The organism is Mesorhizobium sp. B2-6-1 (assembly GCF_006440475.1).
GTDB lineage: Bacteria > Pseudomonadota > Alphaproteobacteria > Rhizobiales > Rhizobiaceae > Mesorhizobium.
Window position 1 is genome coordinate 104,339 of the sequence record NZ_VFUH01000017.1, and the last position, 22,001, is coordinate 126,339.

16 protein-coding genes and 1 pseudogene are annotated in these 22,001 nt (G+C 58.6%); 8 read left to right on the plus strand and 9 right to left on the minus strand.

What is annotated here, in order from left to right; all coding sequences use genetic code 11:
• Together FJ443_RS27215 and FJ443_RS27220 are read right to left on the minus strand one after the other, a co-directional pair.
• Window positions 1-873: a branched-chain amino acid ABC transporter permease gene (locus FJ443_RS27215; protein WP_140499499.1), complete on the minus strand. Its 873-nt coding sequence runs from the start codon at window positions 871-873 to the stop codon at window positions 1-3.
• A 160-nt stretch (window positions 874-1,033) separates the two neighbouring features.
• Window positions 1,034-2,305 (minus strand): ABC transporter substrate-binding protein, encoded by a 1,272-nt coding sequence (locus FJ443_RS27220; protein ID WP_210239623.1) that lies wholly within the window; start codon window positions 2,303-2,305, stop codon window positions 1,034-1,036.
• A 672-nt stretch (window positions 2,306-2,977) separates the two neighbouring features.
• Here FJ443_RS27220 and FJ443_RS27225 point away from each other — a divergent pair.
• From FJ443_RS27225 to FJ443_RS27240, 4 genes are all read left to right on the plus strand, one after another.
• Window positions 2,978-3,787, plus strand: a complete 810-nt coding sequence (locus FJ443_RS27225; RefSeq protein WP_140523363.1) for an SDR family oxidoreductase — start codon at window positions 2,978-2,980, stop codon at window positions 3,785-3,787.
• 111 nt (window positions 3,788-3,898) lie between these two features.
• Window positions 3,899-5,335, plus strand: coding sequence for a glycosyl hydrolase (locus FJ443_RS27230; RefSeq protein WP_140499496.1), 1,437 nt, complete (start codon window positions 3,899-3,901; stop codon window positions 5,333-5,335).
• 788 nt (window positions 5,336-6,123) lie between these two features.
• On the plus strand, window positions 6,124-6,519 hold the full coding sequence (locus tag FJ443_RS27235; protein ID WP_140499494.1) for a hypothetical protein: 396 nt from the start codon (window positions 6,124-6,126) through the stop codon (window positions 6,517-6,519).
• 138 nt (window positions 6,520-6,657) lie between these two features.
• A complete protein-coding gene (locus tag FJ443_RS27240) occupies window positions 6,658-7,080 on the plus strand; it encodes a hypothetical protein (protein WP_140499492.1) in 423 nt (140 codons plus the stop codon).
• 687 nt (window positions 7,081-7,767) lie between these two features.
• Here the strand turns inward: FJ443_RS27240 and FJ443_RS27245 are convergent.
• Window positions 7,768-7,995, minus strand: coding sequence for a hypothetical protein (locus tag FJ443_RS27245; protein WP_140499490.1), 228 nt, complete (start codon window positions 7,993-7,995; stop codon window positions 7,768-7,770).
• Window positions 7,996-9,291: 1,296 nt separating this feature from the next.
• Between FJ443_RS27245 and FJ443_RS27250 the strand changes: the two genes are divergently transcribed.
• Together FJ443_RS27250 and FJ443_RS27255 are read left to right on the plus strand one after the other, a co-directional pair.
• Entirely contained in the window at window positions 9,292-10,191 is a 900-nt protein-coding gene (locus FJ443_RS27250) for a class I SAM-dependent methyltransferase (RefSeq protein ID WP_224656190.1), read from the plus strand.
• 542 nt (window positions 10,192-10,733) lie between these two features.
• Complete coding sequence (locus FJ443_RS27255) at window positions 10,734-13,355, plus strand: EAL domain-containing protein (RefSeq protein WP_224656188.1); 2,622 nt, start codon at window positions 10,734-10,736, stop codon at window positions 13,353-13,355.
• A gap of 708 nt (window positions 13,356-14,063) precedes the next feature.
• Here FJ443_RS27255 and FJ443_RS27260 read toward each other — a convergent pair.
• The gene (locus FJ443_RS27260) at window positions 14,064-14,276 is read right to left on the minus strand and encodes a hypothetical protein (protein WP_224646616.1); all 213 of its coding nucleotides are present in this window, start codon (window positions 14,274-14,276) and stop codon (window positions 14,064-14,066) included.
• A 145-nt stretch (window positions 14,277-14,421) separates the two neighbouring features.
• Between FJ443_RS27260 and FJ443_RS31340 the strand changes: the two genes are divergently transcribed.
• Window positions 14,422-14,592, plus strand: a complete 171-nt coding sequence (locus FJ443_RS31340) for a hypothetical protein (RefSeq protein WP_181165432.1) — start codon at window positions 14,422-14,424, stop codon at window positions 14,590-14,592.
• 383 nt (window positions 14,593-14,975) lie between these two features.
• A complete protein-coding gene (locus FJ443_RS27265; protein ID WP_140523490.1) occupies window positions 14,976-15,197 on the plus strand; it encodes a DUF768 domain-containing protein in 222 nt (73 codons plus the stop codon).
• 242 nt (window positions 15,198-15,439) lie between these two features.
• Here the strand turns inward: FJ443_RS27265 and FJ443_RS27270 are convergent.
• The 5 genes and pseudogenes from FJ443_RS27270 to FJ443_RS27290 form a co-directional block, all read right to left on the minus strand.
• Window positions 15,440-15,638 (minus strand): annotated as a pseudogene (locus FJ443_RS27270) (transposase); the annotation flags it as partial.
• A 16-nt stretch (window positions 15,639-15,654) separates the two neighbouring features.
• Complete coding sequence (locus FJ443_RS27275) at window positions 15,655-16,011, minus strand: EF-hand domain-containing protein (RefSeq protein WP_224656186.1); 357 nt, start codon at window positions 16,009-16,011, stop codon at window positions 15,655-15,657.
• A 1,038-nt stretch (window positions 16,012-17,049) separates the two neighbouring features.
• On the minus strand, window positions 17,050-17,547 hold the full coding sequence (locus tag FJ443_RS27280) for a response regulator (protein WP_224702955.1): 498 nt from the start codon (window positions 17,545-17,547) through the stop codon (window positions 17,050-17,052).
• A complete protein-coding gene (locus FJ443_RS27285; RefSeq protein ID WP_140523372.1) occupies window positions 17,522-20,203 on the minus strand; it encodes a PAS domain S-box protein in 2,682 nt (893 codons plus the stop codon). The genes FJ443_RS27280 and FJ443_RS27285 overlap by 26 nt, the downstream gene beginning before the upstream one ends.
• A 365-nt stretch (window positions 20,204-20,568) precedes the next feature.
• Window positions 20,569-21,327 carry a Crp/Fnr family transcriptional regulator gene (locus tag FJ443_RS27290; protein ID WP_224656184.1) on the minus strand — a complete coding sequence of 253 codons (759 nt, stop codon included), beginning with the start codon at window positions 21,325-21,327 and terminating at the stop codon, window positions 20,569-20,571.
• Window positions 21,328-22,001: the final 674 nt, after the last annotated feature.

Sequence of the window (22,001 nt, forward strand, 5' to 3'; positions counted from 1 at the left end):
TCACAAGCCGTGCCGCAGGATCCCGCGCGGGGATACGAGCAGGACGAGGAACAGCGTGGCGAATATCGCCAACAGTGAATAGCTCGACCCGACATAGGTCGCAACGAAGGCTTCGATGACGCCGAGCAGCAGCGCGGCGACAAGGGCACCGCCGACGGAGCCTAAGCCGGCAAGCACAGCCACGAAGAATGCGAACAGCGTATAGCGCAGGCCGACCTCCGGATTGACTGAAAAAATTGCACCCATCAACACACCGGCCATGGCAGTGATGCCTGCATAGAGTCCGTAAACATTGGCGCTTAGGCGGCGGATGTCGACGCCCATCAGCGCCGCGTTCTGCCGGTTTTCGGCCGTCGCTCGGATCGCCAATCCATAGCGGGTGCGGTAGAGGAATATGAACAGTCCGCTGGCGATGGCGACCGCGAACACCGCCGCCGCCACGCGGATCAGCGGCACCGTCAACGGGCCGACGGCGAGGCTCTCGCCGCTCAAGGCCGTCGGAACGCTGTGGGTATTGAAGCCCCACGCGGTCAGCATGCCGCCGCGCAGCAGCGTGAACAATCCGAAGGTCAGCGCCAGCGCCATCAATTCCGGCCGCGCCGTGCGGCTGTTGCGGACATTGTAGAGGATCGGCCCGATCAGATAGCCGATGGCGCCGAACAGCACGAAGGCGACCGGGATCGCAAGGAATCCGTCGACGCCCAGTCCAGCGGCCATGTAGTAGCCGAGATAGCCACCCAGTACGACCCAGCCGCCCACGGCGAAATCGATGACGTGCAGCACGCCGAAAGCGAGCTGGAATCCGATCGTAAAGGTGGCGATGACGCCGCCGATCAGAAGGCCGTTCAGCAAGGTCTGTAGGAAAAGATCCAAGGTGCAAACCGTCCCTCAGTAGGCAAGCGAAAGAGCGGGAATGCCATGGCGAGGCGAGCGCGCTCAACGGCATGGTCCGTCATTTTCCGCGCACGCGCAACCGTGGTTCCGCCTGGCAGAGTGATGGCGACGAGGCCGCCCACACCCTGTCCAAAACCGCCTATTTCCAGGCCGGCAGCGGGTAGGTGAGGTCTGCTGCCGCGGCTTCCTTCGGCCCCACCGCCACGGTCTTGCCACCCTGAATCTGGATCAGCACCGGCACCGGCTGGACGTTGTCGTGGTAGTGGTTGCCTTCCTTCTCGAACTTGATCGGCCCATAGAAGGTCTGGATGTCGGTGGCGGCTATCGCGTCCTTCAGAGCCACCCTGTCTTCGGGCGTGAGCGCCGGCTTCTTGCCAAGCCGCTTGACGGCATCGCCGAAAACGAGTCCGCTGGCCGCGCAGGCCGCTTCGGTATAGTCGGGCTCGTGTCCAGACTTCTTTTGCGCCATCTCGGCAAACTGCCTTGCGGTGCCGAAGACGTCGTCCTTGTACGGCACCGATGGCAGCCACACGGAGACGCCGCAGGTGCCGTCGGCGTCAGCGGCAAGCGCCTGGGCAAAGGCCGGGTCGGTGACGCCATAGTGCATTATCAGCGCCTTGGGCCGGAAGTTGAGCGACTTCGAGGTCTTGACGACGTTGATCAGCGGCTCCTCATGGCCGCCGACGGCGACGATGTCGGGGTTGAGCGCTGCGATCTTGGAGATGACCGGGGTCAGGTCGCCCGAGGCCGGTACCAATTCGTAGGCGACGAGTTCCAGTCCGGCTTCCTTGGCCCCGTCGCGAAAACCTTCGCCGGTTTCCTTCGAGAAGGGCTCGTTGACACCAATCACTGCAATCGTCTTGGCCGCTGGGTTGGACAGTTTCGCCAGTACGGCCAGCGACTTGCCTGCGGTGGTGTCGACGGCCGGGATGATGCCGAAGTTGAATTCCGGCTTGGCCTTCCAGACGTTTGGCGATTCCGCGGAGCCGGAAATCATTGGCACCTGGTACTTCTGGCAGATCGGCTGCACGGCGATGGTCGAGCCGCTGGTGTAGGGGCCGAACAGCACATCAACCTCGTTCTGCACGATCAGGCGCTCGGCGGCATCGGCTCCCGTCGCCGGGTTGCTCTGGTCGTCACCGTAGAACATGTCGACCTTGAAACGCTGGCCGGCGACCTCGACGCCGCCCTTGGCGTTTATGGCCTCTGCCCAGAGATCGTAACCGCGCTTGGTCAGGTTGCCACCGAGTATGTTCTCGCCCGACAGCGAGGTGATGACACCGGCCTTGAAGGTCGCCACCTGCGCGCGTGCCGTTCGCACGAACGGTATCCCCAACGTGCCGGCCGCCAAGGCGACGGCGCTGCCGCCGAGGAACCGGCGGCGAGAAACTTTGCTTTTGATGGACATCATTCAACTCCCTTTGTCCGACTGTCAGATTGGAAACCGATGATGTTCTTGTTCATACCACAAGACGCGGTTGTGCGGCCAGGAAGATTGCCTCACGAGGCGGCTTTGGGTCCGAGCGGTCTTCGCTGGATCGAAAAGACGGAGAGCTTTGCGGGAGCTACAGGAGGGTTGAGGATGAGAAGGACGGTTCACACCGAGCAAACGGGGTGGCGCCCAGGCTGAAGGAACGGGCTGGCACGACAGGCCGAGGTTCTCGTAGAGCGTGACGCTCCCGGCGCTGCTGGAAACGGCGGTCGCCGAATGGTCGATGCCAAGACAAGTTTCGCCGTCTGATCGATCGCCCGCTTGAACTTCAGCACCTTGTCCGGCGCGCTGAAAGACAGAAACAACACGCCCAACAGGCAGCGCACAGGGAACGTGGCGAGGATAGCGGGCGTCGGATGCTTTCTTCGGGCTCCGGCTGAAGTGCGCGCTCGGCGCGCTCCCGACTCAGTCTTACATTGGAGCGTTGGATTGGTTCGCAAGCCGCGATCACATTCATGTTCCTGCGCGTTACCGCATTGTAATGGCGCCAGCCGGACCTTTTGGTCCGCGGTTGCGTTTCATGGGAGCCGGCTGACCTGGCAGTGGCGATAATTTTAGTTCCAGGCGAGCTTCTTTTCGAATGAGTTCTCCATGTCCGATCACAAGCCTCTGGCGCGGCAGAAAGCCATCGTAACGGGGGCTAATTCAGGCATCGGCGAGAGCGTTGCCGTTGCGCTTGGCCGGGCGGGCGCCGACGTGGTGGTGAACTATGTCGAAAACGAGAACGCCGCGAACGCCGTCGTGGACCAGATCCATCGGGCCGGCAGCAAGGCGATCGCCCACATGGCCGATGTCTCGATGGAAGACCAGGTTCGAGACATGTTCGAGCGCACGATGCGCGAGTTCGGCACCATCGACATCCTTGTCGCCAATGCCGGCCTGCAACGCGACTCGGCGTTTGCTGACATGCCTTTGGCGACCTGGACTAACGTTCTCGGCGTCAATCTGACCGGCCAGTTCCTTTGCGCCCAGGCTGCGACACGCGAGTTCCTGCGGCGCGGCGTGGTGCCGTCCGTCTCGTGCGCGGCCGGCAAGATCATCTGCATGAGTTCGGTGCACCAGGAAATCCCGTGGGCAGGCCATGCGAACTACGCCACCTCCAAGGGCGGCATCAAGCTGCTCATGGAAAGCATGGCGCAGGAGCTGGCCCCCAGACGCATCCGCGTCAACGCCATCGCGCCCGGTGCGATACGCACGCCCATCAATACCTCCGCCTGGGATACGCCCGAAGCGCTCAAGGGCCTGCTGACGCTGATTCCGTATGGGCGGATCGGCCTGCCGGAAGACATCGCGCGGGCAGCCGTCTGGCTGGCGTCCGACGATTCCGACTACGTTGTCGGTACCACGCTTTTCGTCGATGGCGGCATGACGCTCTTTCCTGGCTTTTCGACCAACGGCTGATCGGAATGGACGGCGGTCGGCGATGCGAGCTTCTTCCCTCGATCGCGGTGGTCAATCCCACACTGACAATCATCGCCAACGCGCGTCGTGTGGCGGATAGGAGCGGCTTACATGACGGCGACATTTTCATGTGACCTGAACGGACTGGCGACGGAACTGCCGCATTTCTGGGAACACACGATCGGCAGTGGGCACGCCACGCTCGGCCTGCGCGCAGACTGGCAGGCGCAACTGAAGCGGACGCATGATGAGCTCGGCATGCGCTATGTCCGCTTCCACGGCATATTGTGCGACGAGATGGGCACGCTGATCGGCGAGGGCAACACATTGTTCTATTCGTTCTTCAACGCCGATCTCATCTTCGATTATCTGCGCTCGATCGGTATGAGGCCGTTCGTCGAATTGAGCTTCATGCCCGTCGCCCTGGCGTCCGGCGACAAGACCGCCTTTCACTACCGCGCCAATGTCACGCCGCCGAAGGACTACGCGCAATGGGCGGTGCTAATCCGCAAACTGGTGAGCCACTGGGTGGGCCGCTACGGCCTGGACGAGGTGCGCCAATGGTTCTTCGAGGTCTGGAACGAGCCGAACCTGACCGCCTTCGGCAGCGGCAAGCAAAGCGACTATTTCGAGCTTTATCGCTATACCGCCGAAGCCATCAAAGGCGTCGATAAGCTGTTGCGGGTCGGCGGTCCGGCGACGGCCGATAACGCGTGGATCGAGGATTTCCTGAATTTCTGCCGGACCGGCGACCTGCCCGCCGATTTCGTCAGCACGCACCATTACCCGACGGACGATTTCGGCCAACCAGGCGACGACACCGAAGCGCAGCTCGCCGCCAGCAAACGCAGCGCCCTGCGCGACGAGGCGCGAGGCGCGCGCAAGCAAGCGGGCGACGTGCCCCTCTATTATACCGAATGGTGCACCTCCTCGAACCCGCGCGATCCCTTGCATGACGACCCTTATGCCGCCGCGTTCATCGTCAAGACCGTTCTGGAAGCGAACGGACTGGTTGAGGGATACAGCTACTGGACCTTCTCCGATATTTTCGAGGAGAATTATTTTCCCTCGCTGCCCTTCCAGGGCGGGTTCGGACTGTTGAACATCCACGGCATCGCCAAGCCGGCCTATCGTGCCTTTCAATTGCTGCATGGCGCTGGCACCGAGATGCTGCCGGTCGAGGGCGCTCACGAGACGGTCGACGCCTGGTTCGTCCGCGGCGACGGCGCGTCTACGCTGATACTGACGAATTTCGCCCTGCCGCGCCATCCGATCAAGACCGAGGAGGTGTTGTTCACGCTGAAAGCCGCGTCGACTGCGACCACGGCTTGCGTGCAACGCATCGACGCCGAGCACGCCAACGCCAAGCGCCGCTGGGAAGAAATGGGCAAACCCGAATATCTCGACGCGCCGACCGTGGATAGACTCAAACATCTTTCGGAGCTTCGCAGCGAGCCGGTCGCGAGCAAGAGCGAGGCCGGTAGCTTGGTCCTCAAAATTGCGCTGCCGCCGCTATCGGTCGCCGCCATTCGTCTGGCGAACACGTAAAGCCGAGGCCCGCTTTCGGAGACGTACGCTAGGCCGGCCGCTTCACGACGCTGACCACTTCTCTGGCTTGCATGAATTCAGGACGGCGTCTCGCGCACGCTGACCGTCCTCGGTATGGTTTGGCTTGCCATTCAAATCCATTGCCAGGTTGGCGTGGCAGCAAATATGCACGCCCCGTTCGGGTTCGGGCTGAACGGGGATTTTCGTAACGTGATAGCCTTGTCGTCGGAAACTTGTGGGGATTGGCGCCTTTAGGTCGCCAGAATCGCGATAGCTGTGGCATCGCTCGTGACCGCCTGGGGTCGACATCTGGCGCGCCTTGCCAGGTGGTTTGAATCGGACCGCCCAAACCCGACCAAAGTCTGATTCCGAAGCGCAAAGGGTCTGAAGCGTGAAACAACGCAGGCGAGGTCACATTAGTAAGGCGACCGCCGATCACCAGTCCCTTCATCGCCGGTCGATTGAGTACCCGCTTCATGTGGCGGGTACTAATATGGTGGCTTGGCCGGCAGCCTGGTACATGATTTGTGTTCGCAGCGGTTTTGGTGAGTGTTCCTTGTTTTCGGCAAGCCGTTGTAGCCCAAACGACAGGCTCGATGGTGATCATGCTGCCCGTCCATACAATCGGCCCCGCTCTGAATGGCTGACTGCCAAGCGACATGGCTGACGAAGAACGGCTGGTCCTTAAGATCCTACAGGCCGGCACCCAAGAATTCCGCCGGCGTCGGCATTGAAGTGACCCATCAAATGTGCCTAGATTGGACAAACATCGCTGGGGAGGAATGGCGATGATGGCCACGCAAACAGATACCACTCGAATGCTGGTCGAGGCTGCGCGGTTGAGTGTTCGGCGTACCGGACTGGAGATTGACGAACTTCACCGGAGCCTGAGCTTTTCCCGGAAGGCCGTCGAAGCCTCGCGCCAACTCTTGAAGCGCCTTCATGAGCAGCAGAAAGATCGCCAGCCGGGATCGTGCTCCGAATTTATCGGGCAGGCGGCAAAGGCACCGAGCGACATCTCCGCATTTGATTGCGACATTCTGCGCGAAGTGTTCAAAAAACTGGTTTTGGAAACCAAAGTGCCGGAAGACAAATGGCGCGATCTGGCTACAAGCCTGATCGTGGAATTTACCGACCGCAAACAGATCGAACCCGCCTTGATAAACTGGATCATCCGCAAGTAGGCACTGCCGCCGTGGAGGGTTGCCAGCCCCCTCTCTCGTCGCGAAAAGTTGTTCGGCGAATCTCGCTGGCTGAACTTCAGGTCCTGCTTCGTCACTGCGTGCCCCTTAACGCCGGCCTTGCCGATCTCAGGCACCCGCATGAAGGAACTGCTTCTCGACCGCCCTAGTATCGCGCTCGCCTTCTGGTGGAACACGCTTCAGGATGAAGGGCTGTTGCGCGAACGCATTATCGATGAGGGAAGGCGCGACGCCTTTTCGCGCATTGGATTTCTGATATATGAAATTTTCGTGCGCATGCGGGCTTTCGGCGACATTGTTGACGAGAATTTTGAATTCCCGATTACCCAAGTGGATCTGGCGGACGCGACAGGCCTCACACCTGTTCACGCCCGATATACCGAGACCTGCGCCCGCAAGGACAAAGACAGGGATAACCGAGAGGCCATCGTCAAAGCTCCCCACAAGACGAACAATTGGGATCATGGTGCGGTCTATGTGACGGCGACGCAATCGGCGTTGAGTCGGAGCAAGGCGTGGAATAGGCAACGCCAGGGCAAATGAACGCGTCGGCCAAGACATGAAGCAGAGATCGACGATCTGCGGCGCAAGGGGCTCGTCATTGGCATAGCAGCCTAGCGGTTATGCTTTCATCCGCTAGGAAAGCGCGCGGAGCGCAGCGGCATTCTTGACTTCCGGCGAACGTCGGCAAGTTCGTCAAGCAACCGCTATATGATCCCTGCCGAAGCATGGAACGATTTCGAGCTGGCGATGTTGGACCCTCGCACTGTTCCCATTCAGTGCTGTGTTCCCGCTGATTGCCCGCCGCCGAAAGGTGGCGGGCTTTTTTAGCATCGTGGAACATACCTCCACCTTCGCAGTTTATAGCGTTCCGATTGCTGCGTGTGGGGAAATCATGAAGCGAGACTTTGCAGACCTGTGCGCTTGGGCGAGCGCACGGGGCGTTACAATCTACCAGCGTTCAAAGACAGTATGGATCGCGGCTGGCGGCTATCGAGGTCGCGATTTGGAAGTTAAGGGGCGGTCGCCAGCTATTGCCCTCGCACTATGGATTGAGGCTACCCGGTACCGAGGCTCGATGTATGGCTGTTCTTAGCAAACAATTTGCTCGCACCCGTGCCGAGCCAAGGTGGCCGGCGCCCTTGTTGCGGGGGCGGGTGGGATAAGCCTGCCAGCCGCGCGGTGCAGCCTGGACCCTACAGCATGCCCACTACACGGGCAGGAGGGCACCTACCCCACCATCCGAAGCGGCATGTCATGACGGGAAATGATGCGTTCGAGTTCGCCTTCGTCCTCGATGCCGGCCTGAAACAGCGCCATCAGCTCACATGCTGCGTCGTTGGCCATGGCGGAATCCAAACTGCACCGTCTCTCTGAACAATACTGGATAAGAACCCGCTGCAGCAGTTCGAGATCGGTTGGATAAATGGCGATGTCTGCTGGATGATGCATGCGCATGCTGTGGTCCTCCGCAAGCCGATGCCTTTGTTCAGCAGCTTAAGGGGAGCCGCTGAGCACCCCCATCGCATCCTGCTCCTGCGCCGTCATTTAACTATGATATGCCCGCCCTGGATCTGCCGCCACCAGCCACGTCGCGGCTCTGTTTCCCGATCTTGTTCGTCGGTGGTCAACTAGTGCTCCCGAGGCATCGATCCCGCGCCGCAGGGAACACTTCCGCCAAGTCGAAGTTCGGCTTCCACAACGGAGAACCAATATGGCGGCCACTCGAAATTCAAACGACAATCGCATGCCAGAAAAGATGCTGCTCGGTACGGTGGAGATATCGCGCAAGCAAGCGGAGGATGAAGTCAGGGCACGACGCAGGTACAAAATGGCGAGGCGGGCTCGGGAATCAAGGCGAGGCCCGGCCATGCCTCGCATGGTTCTTGACGGACGCCACTAGCAGACCGCGGTTGCAGCCGCCTGGATCGACCTCTCTATCTAAGAGATGTGGCACCCTCGGCACCCGCGACCCGGCAGATCGGCACGACCTTTCACTTGGCAATATTCAATTCCCCAACTGCGATGCCGAACCTCCGAGCACCATAGGTTTCAGGGGATGCGCATGCCGCCGTGGGGCGTGCCAGGGTAGAGGTTGGTAGCCGCGGGGACGAACTGGGCTCGCGTTGCGGAACCGGGGTTCGTGTTCCCGAGACGACATGCTGAGTGCAAGTTCCGGGGATGCTGCCGACTTTCTCGGCCCCCCAGAAGGCGAAGACCGCAGCCTTCGCGTGGTTCCTGCTGTCGGATGCTGCTGCAGATGTGACCGGCAGGCAATACGTGGTCGATGGCGAGTTAACGATGCTGTAAACCGCGATCGCCGTTGGAGCTCTGGTAGCGTGGGCTGATCGACGGGCGGCGAGAACCGTGCCTACGCTGCCCGTTCAGATCCGAGCACTTCCGTTGCCGACTTGCCGAAATCGATCATGTGATGCTCGTTGGCATGAGGGGCACTCAGATGGGCTGTTGATGAGGCAAACCGACCCGATCCGATCAGGTCCGCGCGGGTCGTCGCAGACGAGCGGAAACTGTTCCCTCGTTAAGCATGCAGCTGGCGCTCTCTTCCGAGCTTGCAGAACTACTGCCAGGCGAGCGGTCGGCAACTGCCTGCATCATCATCAACTCAGTTCGAGCAACCTACACCTTCCCTCAGACCCCGCCGCTGTCTCCGCGATTATAGGCTTCGCGAACTGGCACATCGTCCGCCGACCTCAGATTGACGCACGGCCCTTTCGCTGCAAAGATATTAAGCATTTGTTTACCAAGCATCAGCAAGCGCTGACGATCGGAGGGGGTGTGGAATCGTTTCTGGGTACGAACCGCCTTAATTGGGATGATCGGGCCGAACTGCATTCGACTGACACAACGGGCAGCTACCAGATCGAAAACGTGCTGGCAGGGGGATCCAATCTCTATGAGCTTGAGACGAGCGAGCTCGGTAATATTGTCGGCAAGGATATCATCCATCTACAATGTCACATTGGGCTCGACACGATCAGCTTGAAAAATCTCGGCGCGCGCAGCGTGACCGGCCTCGACTTTTCACCGACTGCCATCGCCGCTGCGCGGGATTTCGCTTCCAAGGCAGGCACTGATGTGCGCTTCGTGGAAGCGCCGCTATTCGAGGCAGTCGAAGCGCTTGGCCGGACCTTTGACGTCGCTTACGTGACTTGGGGTTCGGTAAACTGGCTCGACGACGTGGGCCGGTGGGCGCGAGTGGTTGCCGATCTCCTGCGACCCGGCGGTCGGCTCTATATGGCTGAGGGCCATCCGTTAATGTTCCAGTGTGATCGCAAGGCCGCGGCACTCGAGTTGAAGCACGACTGGCGAACACCCATAGCTCAGCCGCTCGCCTGGAACGAGGAACTTACCTATACCGGCGACGACCGGCGCTTGAAGCATCCTCGCTACTATGAGTGGATTCATCCCATCAGCGATGTCGTGAACGCCCTGATTTCAGCTGGGCTCACGCTCGATTTTCTGAATGAGCATGACACGGTTTCGTGGCAGCACTTTTCATTTGCGGTGAGGGCCGGCAAGAATATGTACGGCTTGCCAAAGAACTCTCCCAGGATTCCGATGGCCTATTCCATCGGCGCGACGAAGCGGAGCGTCGGTATGATCCCATATCTCGCTGCTCCTAAATCCATGTGACGGTATGATCCCGCTTAAACGACTGTCGCCTGCGATCAGGATTCTTTCCGAGCACAGGGCTCTTGCTACGACGCGCAGTCGAAGGCACCCGCCTGCCGAGCACCGGCTGGTCGGGCTTTCGACGGCGATCTGGTTTGCTAGGCGAACGCCCTCAGCTTGAGCGTAGCCGTTTCTAAATCTTGCGTATAGGCCAGCCGCGCCGTGTAGCGCGGCTTGTAAGGGGTTGGCAGCAGCCCAGGTTCGTGCCGTTTGTAGCCGTTTCGCCTGTCTTCTCTGATTGCGGTCAGGGCAGGTGACGAAGTCGCTTGTCGACGATTCCCATCAATATCAGTGTTGTCATCGGTGTCGTCGGCAGCGTGAAAACGTCGAGGGGACCGGCGTCGACCCGAGATGACATCACCGTCGGAAGTGCAAAGTTTTCAGAAGTGTGAAGTCTAAAATTAAGCAATCAACGCTAGTATTGTAGCACGAGTCCATCCGAACACCGGAACCACACAGGGAGTTCGACCCCATTGCCCCTTTTCGGCGCTAGGTTCGGCGGGATGAAGGATGCCGTTTTTTCTTCGGTGAATATTCCGGCCGCCATGGCGGTCTTGGTTATTGCCATCAGCGCAGCGTATGCGGACCATCAAAACAAAATCGTTTCGGACCAAGCCGCCCGCGCGGATGTCCTGGTCAAGGTAAATCTAATTCGCGCCAAGCTAGAAGGTAACATCAGCGGAAACCTCCAACTTGTGCATGGACTGGTCGCGACGGTCGTGACGGAACCCTATATGGGACAGCAACGCTTTGCTTCTCTCGCGAGAAACCTGTTCAGCGAAAACTCACAATTGAACAACATTGCCGGCGCGCCCGATCTGGTCGTTTCCTTGTTGTATCCGCTGAAGGGCAACGAGAAGGCGATGGGCCTCGACTACCGCAAGGATGATTGGCAACGCAAGGCCGCGCTAAGGGCGCGAGACGAGCGCAAGTTGATTCTTGCCGGCCCCGTCGACCTGAAGCAAGGAGGCCAGGGCTTCATCGGCCGTTTTCCGGTTTTCGTGTCGAGTGCGGGCAACAGTGAAAGATTTTGGGGCATCATATCCGCGGTCGTCGATGTGCAGCGCCTTTACAAGGCGAGCGGCCTGTTTGACGATGATCTCGGGATTGATATCGCGCTCATAGGGAAAGATGCCCTTGGCCCAAGCGGAGTTCAATTTTTTGGCTCTGCAGACATCCGCAAAAGCAATCCGGTGACGGCCGAAGTTCTGCTTCCGTCCGGTTCGTGGCAGATCGCAGCCGTCCCCAAAAACGGCTGGCCTTCGACCCCCAGCAACGCTTGGCTCTTGCGTACCATCATGGCCGCGGCCGGGGCGCTGATCCTGATCCCATTCCTGGTAGCAGGTCGGCTGCTTAGTGAAAGGCAGCGCAATTATACGGAACTGCGTCGATTGTCCCGACGCCTAGAACTTGCTCTGGAGGCGTCAGCCATTGGCGTTTGGGAACATGATCTCGCGACCAATGACCTGTCGTGGGATGATCGCGTGAACGAAATATATGGCAAGCCCAGCGATGGAGGTCCTCGCGGCTATTCGGATTGGGCGGGCGCAATTCACCCCCTGGATCTGGCCCGCGCCAACGCAGATTTCAACAGTGCTGTGGCCAGCGGCGGAACATATTCGTCGGAGTACCGGATTGTCCGTCCAGGTGGTGAAATTCGTTACGTCCGATCCAAGGCCACCATATACCAAGCCCCAAACGAGACGCCCAAGATGATTGGCGCGGAATGGGATGTAACGGCCGACGTCCTGCTCAACAGCGACCTGGTTCGCGCAAAACAGCTGTCGGAGACGAAAAATGCAGAACTCGAGTCTGCCAAGGCGCGCATAGAGCATATCGCACTTCACGACTCTCTGACGGGTTTGCCCAACCGTCGTTACCTCGACCAGGTACTGAAAGACTTCGTAGCAAAAGCTAGGCGAGACTGCGGTCATGTGGGCCTGCTTCACATCGACCTCGATCGGTTCAAGCACATCAATGATACACTTGGCCACGCCGCGGGTGACGCGATGCTGGTTCACGCATCTACCGTGCTGCGATCCAAGGTAGGGGAGGGCGGCTTCGTCGCTCGTATTGGCGGCGACGAATTCGTGGTCCTGTGCACTGTGCAGCATACTAAGCAACTGGGGCTGCTGGCTGACGACATCATCAGCAAGATGAGCGAACCTGTTTACTACCACGGCCACCGCTGCCGCTTTGGTGCTAGCGTGGGGATTGCAGTCGAGAACGACAATGACATCGAAGGCAAGCATCTGCTGGTGAATGCCGACATCGCGCTTTACCAGGCAAAGACGCGTGGGCGCAACCGATATGATTTCTTCACCGAGGTGATGCAAAGCGAGATCGTCGACACGAAGCGGATTGCCGACGAAGTTCTCGGCGGCCTGGAGCGCAATGAGTTCATAGCCTTCTACCAGCCTCAATTTAATGCAAAAACCCTCGAAATCGTCGGCGTCGAGGCGCTTGCGCGATGGAGACACCCAAAGCGGGGAATTTTAGCGCCGGATGCCTTCCTAAGGATTGCCGACGAGTTAAATGTCGTCTCGATGATCGATCGATCCATACTGAATCAATCACTTTCAGATTTTGCAAAGTGGTCCAATGCAAATCTCCATATACCACGGGTATCGGTCAACGTTTCCGCGCGACGTCTTCATGACGAAGAACTCATAAAGAGCTTAAGGAAATTAGATATCAAAAAGGGAACGGTTTCGTTCGAGCTTGTTGAGTCTATTTTCCTGGATGGCAGCGATGATTTGATTGCATGGAACGTCAATCAAATAAAGGAACTCGGCATCGATATAGAGATAGATGATTTCGGCACGGGCTATGCCTCTATAGTCAGCCTGCTCAAGCTACAGCCCCGCCGGTTGAAAATAGATCGGCAGCTGATCATTCCAATCGTCAAATCTCCGCAACGAAGGCAGGTTGTGTCGTCGATCATTGAGATCGGCAAGTCCCTGGGTATCGAGATTATAGCAGAAGGTGTCGAGACGATGCAGCACGCACGGATGCTTGGAGATTTGGGCTGCGACATACTGCAAGGCTATGCCTTCGGCCATGCGTTGGATTCCGAGGGACTACAACTCTTTGTTCGGTCTCGGCGCCTGCGCGCAGTCAGCTAAGTGTCAGACGCGGCCCGGGTTAAATCGGCGGGCGATATCCAACAATGCTGCGCCATAGCTTTAACCCTATCGACCAGTTTGCCGGCAATTGGGATCACCGGATCCAGCGCGGGTGGCGGTTTTCCTCAGTGGACCCACGACAGGCTGAACAGGGCCGGGCTGTGGCAATGCGGGCGTCCACCCGCGTCTATAAAAGAGCTTCTGGCATCTCCAGACGGGGACGCTGGGCCCTTTTCAATGCCTTTCCCGATATCCGCCAGCAAATTGCCGAAAACCCGGAACTCTAGCCGCATCCGAGTGTGCGGGTTCGCGCCACCCCGCTTGCGCCGTGATGTAATCGGCGTCGACCAGATTGCAGGGCTCCTCAGTTTGCGTAGGCGGCAGCCTTTCGCCTCTTTTGCAACGAGCAGGTTCTGGCGGTCATTGCTTCTGATCCGACAATAATCCGCGTAGTTCGATAGTTAATCCGCGGGCATCGATGGCACGCCGTCCATGTTCTGGCGTCAGGTCGGGTGATGCGCGGCGATAGAGCTTCGTGTTGGCCGCGCTACTTCTCATCGGGGGATGCCTTCGCTGCCAGCGAGCGCGGCTCCTTCGGCCATTCCCAATCAGTTCCAGGAGTATGTCCTTGCCGTTCTCCAAACGGATTCCAGACGGCCAGGACGCGCGGTCAAACGGCCTCCTACCTCGCCCTTTATTCACGCCGCTTCATTGAGCTTTGGGCTTAATCAGGTCGCGAAAAACATCAAACCAGAAAAGAAAATCGGCCGTCCGCCCAGCGAAATGTGCTTCCATGGCGCAGTAGACCACTGCCGTTGCCGCGTCTGGGCCATAGAGTTCCCGGGCCGCACTTGCAGCAGCAACTAGGTCGGCGGTATCCGAAAGCATTAGGTCGCGAGTTGCGTCGATCCTTGAAGTCATTTGGTAGTTCTGTGGCGGTGATGCGTCTCGTCAAGAAGGGCGGCCCAAATTCGTCAATACAATCCGCCCGCTTGCTCCGGCCGGCGGTTTTTTTTGCCTGGCGAAACCAAACCAGCGCTGCCACGTTCGGCCGTAGGAGGTTTCGATGGAAGATGACGGCAGCGAACGCGAAGACGAGGGCATGCGGCTTCTTGCTCGGCGGCTGGCTAAAGAAGTCGGCATCTCGGAACGCCAGGCGCGTGACCTGATCAAGCTCATCGGCCCCGATTGGAATTCATTGCTGCGGGAGGCGAGGTTTTTGAGAGACCGCAACTAGGGACGTCAGGTGTTCAAGCAATACGCGGTTCGCGGCCAGAAATCGCCGGTATGCCGACGCGAGCAAATCGCCAGGCGTGCTGTTCTCACTGACCCGGCCTTAGCACCTCCTGCAGGTCGGAGCCGAAGGCTGAAAAAGGCGGTTCTTTCGCTGGAGTGAAAAATTGAATGTGTGGCAGCCATGGCAAGTTATTTTCCGCGAAACGGGATTAGCGGAACCTAAGATCTCCCCGCAGCTTGTTGCGGAATGGACGATCGAACCAAGCCTGAAAAGGTGGTGCCTCCGCCGCCGCCCGGATGGCAGAACGGCAGGGGCATTTTGATAGCGGTCTCAGCGGTTGTGGTTGGGGCTTGCGCGCTGTTCATCTGGTGGTTGTTTTCTCGATGAGCACGCGTGGAACCAACTTCCTTCACAAATGGATATCAAGCAACGTCCCGGAAACAGTCGGGGCGGATGTCACCTCGGTTGCCCAACTCACCCAGAAGCTTTTTTCGGATGCGAAAGCGGCTGGCATCAGCAGCACAGAAATCGAGGAAGATACCGTCAGTTTGTACAACGCAATCCTCGACGCAATAGTACCCCATGAGGCCGGCATGGCGGATTGAGGGGAACGTCCGAATCTCTCCGCCTCATCGCCTGATCAGCCGTCCTTGCCGCTCGCGGTTCAAGCACCTGTGACCGGGCTTCTCATGCCAAAAGAGAGCTGCCGCAGGCCGCGCATGGCCACCTCCCGCCGCAGGTCAGGTGAACAAATGGTCCTCTTCGCGGCCATGTTCCCGGGACTTGGCGGGCCGAGACCGGACAGCTTTGGCGCCCGCGCAATTTTTCTGCCTCAAGCGTGTCGCGATTAATCGGCCTCATATCCGGCCGCTTTGAAGAAGTTTCTGCATTCGGCTGGCTCGAACAGGTGGCAGATATCGCCGAGAGCCTCGCAAAGCGTGTCGAAGGTTCTGGCCGCCTTCTTTCGCAGGTGCGCCTTGAGTTTTGAGTAGGCCATCTCGATCGGGTTGAGGTCGGGCGAGTATGGCGGCCAGGAACAGGAGCCAGGCGCCCCTTTGGGCGCTACTGCATGTCTCCACCTCCACGACCCTGTGAGAAGGATTGAATCTCCTCGAGGTCAATCCTGCCATCGCCGTTCTCGTCGACGGCGTCAAATATCCGCCCGATCACATCCTGGATCTCGCTGTGCGAAAGGGCTCCATCGCCGTCGGCGTCCATTATCGCAAACATTATTTGCATACGGGCAAAGTACATCATGCGGGGCCCCATGCGATCAGCCTTTCGAGATATCCTGCCCGCCTCGCGAGGCCCTTGTGCGATGTCCCGGTGCCAACCTTTGCGGTGCGGAGGTCCTCCTTCGGGACCGCCATCTCCCTGCAGCTTTTCCTGCAACATCTCGTCTATCATCTGGCGCATCATTTCACGCGTCTGGTCGTCGATATGTCCGGTGGGGCCGGGGGGCGGCGTGGATCCAGACTGCTGCGTTGGCAGCTTAAGGTCCGGTGTCCCGCTCGTCTGGGCCATCGCCGGCAAGCTCAACAAAACCAAAGCAGCGGCAAACTGCCGCCGGCCCGCATTGCGCTTTCATCGGCTTCTCCTTCCTTGGATGGTTGTGCCAAACTTCGGCGTTCACGGCCAAACTTGCTCCTCAAACTTTGGTTCCGATTCGCACGCTCGGCTAGCAGCCGAGCCGGATGCGTCGGTCCTTTCCGACTGACGGTCCGCGACGTTCAGGTCGGGCAGCGGGAGCACCTTCGCTTGCGTCTGGAAAGCGGTCGTCGATGGCATCCGTTCAAGAAGAGCGGCTCCGTGCCGAACGGCCCCGAGCTCTAACTGCCGACCGAAAAAGCGCCGGTCAGGAAGAGGGCGAGCAGTCCTGGAGCAGACATCGCCGAGAGACGGGCAGGACATCGAACGCGCATAGCCGGTGTGCAGCCTCTCCAGCGATCTATGGTAGTCGCGCCACCACGGGCCGATATTGACGGTCGGGAGATTGGCTAACCCACTCTGCGACGTCCATCGTAAGGTGTCCTTCCATGCGGGCGTGTTTGCGTGCACGATGTCGAGACAGCGTTTGGCGGCTTCGCCGAAGAAGCTCACATCGGAAATCCCTGCGACATACTCCGAGTAGCCAATCGCGCTGCCGTGGTGTGCCGATGCCCTTCGGCAGTTCCATGGCCACGGCCCGAAGCCGGACTTCGGTCGAAGTGACGGAGAGATTTGTCGGCACTATGGTATCTAACCAAACCCGGTATGATTGCAGGCCCATGCTATTGGCCTGATACCAGGCCTCCTGGGTTGTCAGGCCAGGCAAAATGGATCCGGTGGTCTGTATGCGTACAGTCGCAATCGATCAGCCGGCCAGCTTGGAGCGTACCAATTCGCGATAGCAACGAAGATTACGTCCGTTAATTTCAAAGCCAGGGCTTCGCCAGCACTGGCTGCCGGCTGTGACGCTCAGCCTTTGTTGTCGAGCTCCTGCAAACCGTTTTGGATGGCTTCGATGAGCATCGCCGTAGAGTAGGGTTTCTGAACCCAGCCGAGTGGTCTTGCCGCTTCGGCTCGAAGCTTTACGTCGCGGTCAGCGTGCGCGGTTGCGAAGATGCACCGTATGCCGAAGTCCCGGTAGAGTTCCAACGCTGCGTCAATTCCGTCCCGCTTGCCAAGCAAGCGGATATCCATCAGGGCAATCGCAGGCTGAGCCGAGCGCGCAATTATGATCGCCTCCTCGGCTGTGCTGGCTATCCCAGCCAACACAAAACCGGCATCGCTAAGACTAGCCTCGACATCGAGGGCTATGAGGTAGTCGTCTTCGACGATCATGATGCATGGTTTGCCGGAAATTCTCGCTTCTGCTCCAATCCCATCATCTCTGGAGAAAACCAACTGAGGTCTGAATGGCTGGTTCGACTCCCCCGTTCGGCCTGTCTCAAACATTGCCGTTTTTAAGGTCAAAGCCGTTCTCCCCGGGAGCCTGAGAAAAAATCACGATGCAACGAGACGGATCTCGCTCAACTTCGAAAATCCCACCAATCTGTCGCGCCAACCCCTCAACCAACCGCAAACCTGACGAGGAAGGACGCACCGCCCTCAGATCGAAACCTGAACCTTCATCCTCTACCGTCAACACCTGCTTTTGACCGTGCTGCTTGATCCCAACCCGAATGATGCTTGCCTTGCCCGCAGATCCATGTTTGACGGCATTGACCAAAAGCTCATTGAGTATGAGCGCAAGCGGCATCGCGATATCGTTGGGCAACTGGATGGGATCGGCGTCGCAAATGAGTTGGACGTTCGCTGGAAACACCTGCTTTGTCGTTTCGCAAATGGCCCCGAGAAAAAGTGGCGCGCTGAAATTGGATGCGTCTGGGGTGTCGTAGAGAACACGTTGAGCCGCAGCCATGGTTGCCACTCGCTTGCTCGCCTCGTCGAGCGTCTTGCGAGCCTCCGAATTTTGACTGGTCCTGGCCGCTACCGAAAGCAAGGACTTCAACATCATCATGTTGTTCTTAACGCGATGGTTGAGTTCGTTAAGCAGGATCCGCTGTTGTGTCTCAGCTTGCTTGCGCTCGCTGACGTCGACCAGCATGTTGATGCCGCCGACAATTGCTCCAGCTGCATCCCGCATCGGCGTCGGATAGGGAATGAATGGAATCCGCGTGCCGTCCGGCCGCTCGGCAATCGCCTCAACTCCCCGGACCGGCCGCCCTTCACGAAGGGAAACAGCCATTGGACACTGGTCGTGAGGAAGTGGCGTTCCATCTGGCCAATAGAGCTTCCAGGTGACGCACCATTCATCACTGCCGATCACCGGCGTGCGGCCGGCGAGTTCGACCGCTGCCTCATTGAAATAGGTGATCTTGCCTTGCTCATCGGTCGTGTAGATTGCAGCAGGGATGGCCGCGAGAAGATCCTGAAGGTGACGTTCACTGTCGCGCACCTTTGCTTCCGCAATTTTCTGCGCAGTTATATCCCGGGCAATTTTGGAGGCGCCAACGATACGGCCCGCTGCGTCTCGGACAGGCGATATAGTCAGAGAAATGTCCACTAGCGACCCATCCTTGTGGCGCCGGACTGTTTCGAAATGATCGACAATTTCGCCCTTGCGTATTCGACCCAGGATGAGCGGCTCCTCTTGCAGCCGATCCGGAGGGATGATGATCGTGATCGGCTTGCCGAGCACTTCCGAGGCCGAATAGCCGAACAGGCGCTCAGCCCCGCGATTCCATGTCAAAATGATCCCATTCAAATCCTTGCTGACGATCGCGTCATGGGAAGACTCCACGATTGCTGCCAGCCTTTGAGCAGCAATTTCGCCCTTTATGCGTTCGATACCGAAACCGAGCTGACGAGCGATGGTCCGACCCGTTTCAATCTGCTGTTCCGAGTGCTCTTGAGGCTGGTCGAAGTAGGCCATGAATTTGCCCAGAAGCCGTCCACCTTGTGTGATCGGAATGAAGTAGACCGCACCAATGCCCTCAGTCTGGATCGCTTGTTTCAATTCTTCCGGCAAATCCGCTTGGTGTGCATCGTCAACACAGATCGGCTGCGGATCTTGGCTCTCCGCTGACCAAGGCGAGTGTCCTTCCACCGCTACGCGGTAAGTGTCGGACAGGCCACGCCAAGCCACAAACTTCATGCGCCCGTTTTTATCCAACAGCAATATCGAAGCACGCTGGCATTGGAGCGCACGTTGGATTGCATCGAGCGCCGGCGCATACACATCCTCTTGCGTGCGCGCATGCTGCAGCATTTCGGTGAATCGATGTATCGCACCCTGTTCCTCGGCACGTTTGGCAAGCGCCGCCTCAACCCGCTTGCGCTCGCTGATATCGTGCTGGACACGTACAGCGTATCGAAATGACCCGTCGCAGTCATGAACGCTCGACGAATTCACAACAGCCCAAAAAACTGATCCATTCTTGCGAACAAATCGCTTTTCAAGTGTGTAGCTGTCGATCTCGCCAGCCACTTGCCGTCGATACTGCTCGCGATCTGCTTCAGCATCGGCGGGAAAGGTGCGGTCAAAAATCGATCGTCCAATCAGCTCATCCTGCGTGTAGCCCAAAAGGTCACACAGATGGGAATTTACCCGCAGCAGTTGGCCTTCGGCGTTTGCTTCCACAATACCAGCGGCAGCGTTCTCATAGGTGATGGCAAGGCGCCGCTCCTGTTCGCGGATAAGCTCCTGCGCCTTGACCGTTTCAGTCACATCGATGGTGATGCAGCGGGTATTGAGGAAGCGGTCACCCAATGCGCGAACGTTGGAGGTTATCTCCACCCAGCGGGTCGAGCCATCTTTGGCACGCAGCCGGGCGCGGTGGTTTTTAAGTTCCTCCCGCCGGGACAGGCGGTCCAATATGTCTCCAATAGCAACCTGATCTGCGTGGAAATCGCGAATGTTGCGGCCTACATATTCGTCGGCCGTGAATCCCAACATTTGCAATTCCGCGCGATTGGCACGCAGGATGGTGCCATCTTTCCCGACGAAGTGAAGTGCGATGGCGGCATTCTCGAAGAAATCCTCAAACTCATTGGTGAGTATCGGATCGGGAACCTCCGAGAGAGAGGCTACCTCGTCGACTTGAGCAGGAAGAATCCCTTGCTTCATTTGGCACCCCGTCCCCACAAGCCCCTTCGAACGCTTGTGGGGATGAAAAGTTCCAAACTGACCGCTTTAATCGGCGCCAGACGCATCAGATCCCTTAGCCCAAGATGCATGAACACCGCGGATCGCGTGCTTGAGGGCCGCCCGGATAGGTTCAATTGCAGCAGAGGAGCCTGAAGAAAATCGCCTGCCGTGCGGCCGAAGCACTATCCGTTAGCACGATTGTGCACGGGCCGAGGTGGTTGAGGAGTGCGTCGGCAATTTGCCCGTTGGGGTCCTCCACCTGCCTCTCAAGCCGAGCGTGCCGTGCGCCATTGCTTGGGCCATCATTGCTGCTGGGAGGTGACGAAGCACGCGAGTAAAAGTCTCTATCGCGGCTCTTTGCGAAGGTTGAGATAAGTCGCGTCGAACTCGGCGGCTCGCACCAAGCGATCCCAGTTCGTGATGGTCACGACCTTACGCTGCCAGGTGATAAGGCCAGCACGGCGCAATGCCATAAGCGTCCGATTGAGATGGACAATCGACAGCCCCACCGTATCCGCCAGCATGCTTTGCGTGACAGGAAATTCGAATGACCATTCCCGGGTCAAGCCGACGACCTCCATACGCAGGAACATCTCGCAAATGATGTGCGCCAGGTGGGCCTCTGCGGACCGGCGCCCGAGGCACGCGATCCAAACCCTCTGAATGGCGGCATCCACCGCCAATACCGTTGTCAGCACGCGGAACAGATGCTGGTGGGTCTCAGTGATCCGATGCAGCGTATCATGCCCGATGAACGCCATGCGAGTTGGCGCCAAAGCAACGACGTTGTGGTCCATAACGTGCAACAGGAATGCATGCAGATCAACGAAGTCGCCTGGAATGTGGAGGGCCGTTATCTGACGCCTGCCGTCGGCGAAGGTGACATTTCTTCCCGTGATCCCCGAGACGATAACGCAGCTCTCCTTGGGTTCGGAGTGCTCCACGACGATTTCGTCGTCGACTTCGTAGTCACGCACGCGCCAGGGGCCGTCCTTAAGTACTGCCCGGTCTTGGGCCGTGAGATCGTCCCGTCGTTCCAGCACCTTGAACAACACGGAGAGATCGAAACCTGATCTGTTCGGCAGTATCGTCTCACCTGGCAAGGGGTTACCTCCTTAATATCGAGCGGGCTCAAAAGCTCAGGTCAGGTTGTATCGCGTGCCATACCTCGCCCCATCACTTGGAAGTAGTCACGTTCCGAGAATCGCCGAGTGTCGGACCATTAGGATGGTACGACTGTCCGCGGGTCGAAGGCGGCAAGCTAGCGATCCATTTCTTCGCGCGGACATCAGAGTGGTGTCACCGCGCGCTCGCCCGCGTGCTGCACACCACCACGCCAGCGAAGACGAGCTACATCTCCCCTCATGATCTCCACCTAAAGAACGTAAAGCTGCACGACGCCGAAGGTTCCGCCACACATGAAGAAGGCTTCATATCTGCCGTGGAACGACACCTTCACGCCAGCGCATCCGACCATCGTCGCCAAGTTCCGGCTTCGTCCAAAACTGTGGCCGCCCAAGATGTCGGATCAGCTTGCGGCAAAACCCTTCAAGCACGTTCGCGAGCTTGGCCCAAGAATGGGAACCCGCGTTGCAGTCGAAAGTTCTTGATGATGGCAAATCACCCGATCACGAGCGTGCTCACCTCAATTGGCACGTTGACCTCTCGGCCGGCAGCATTCCTGGTGCTGCTGGCTTACACGGCCCTTTGGCTATTTCTCGACAGGGCGAGTTTGAACTGGCACGGCGCGGCGACCCTGTTCACCTGGGCCATGACA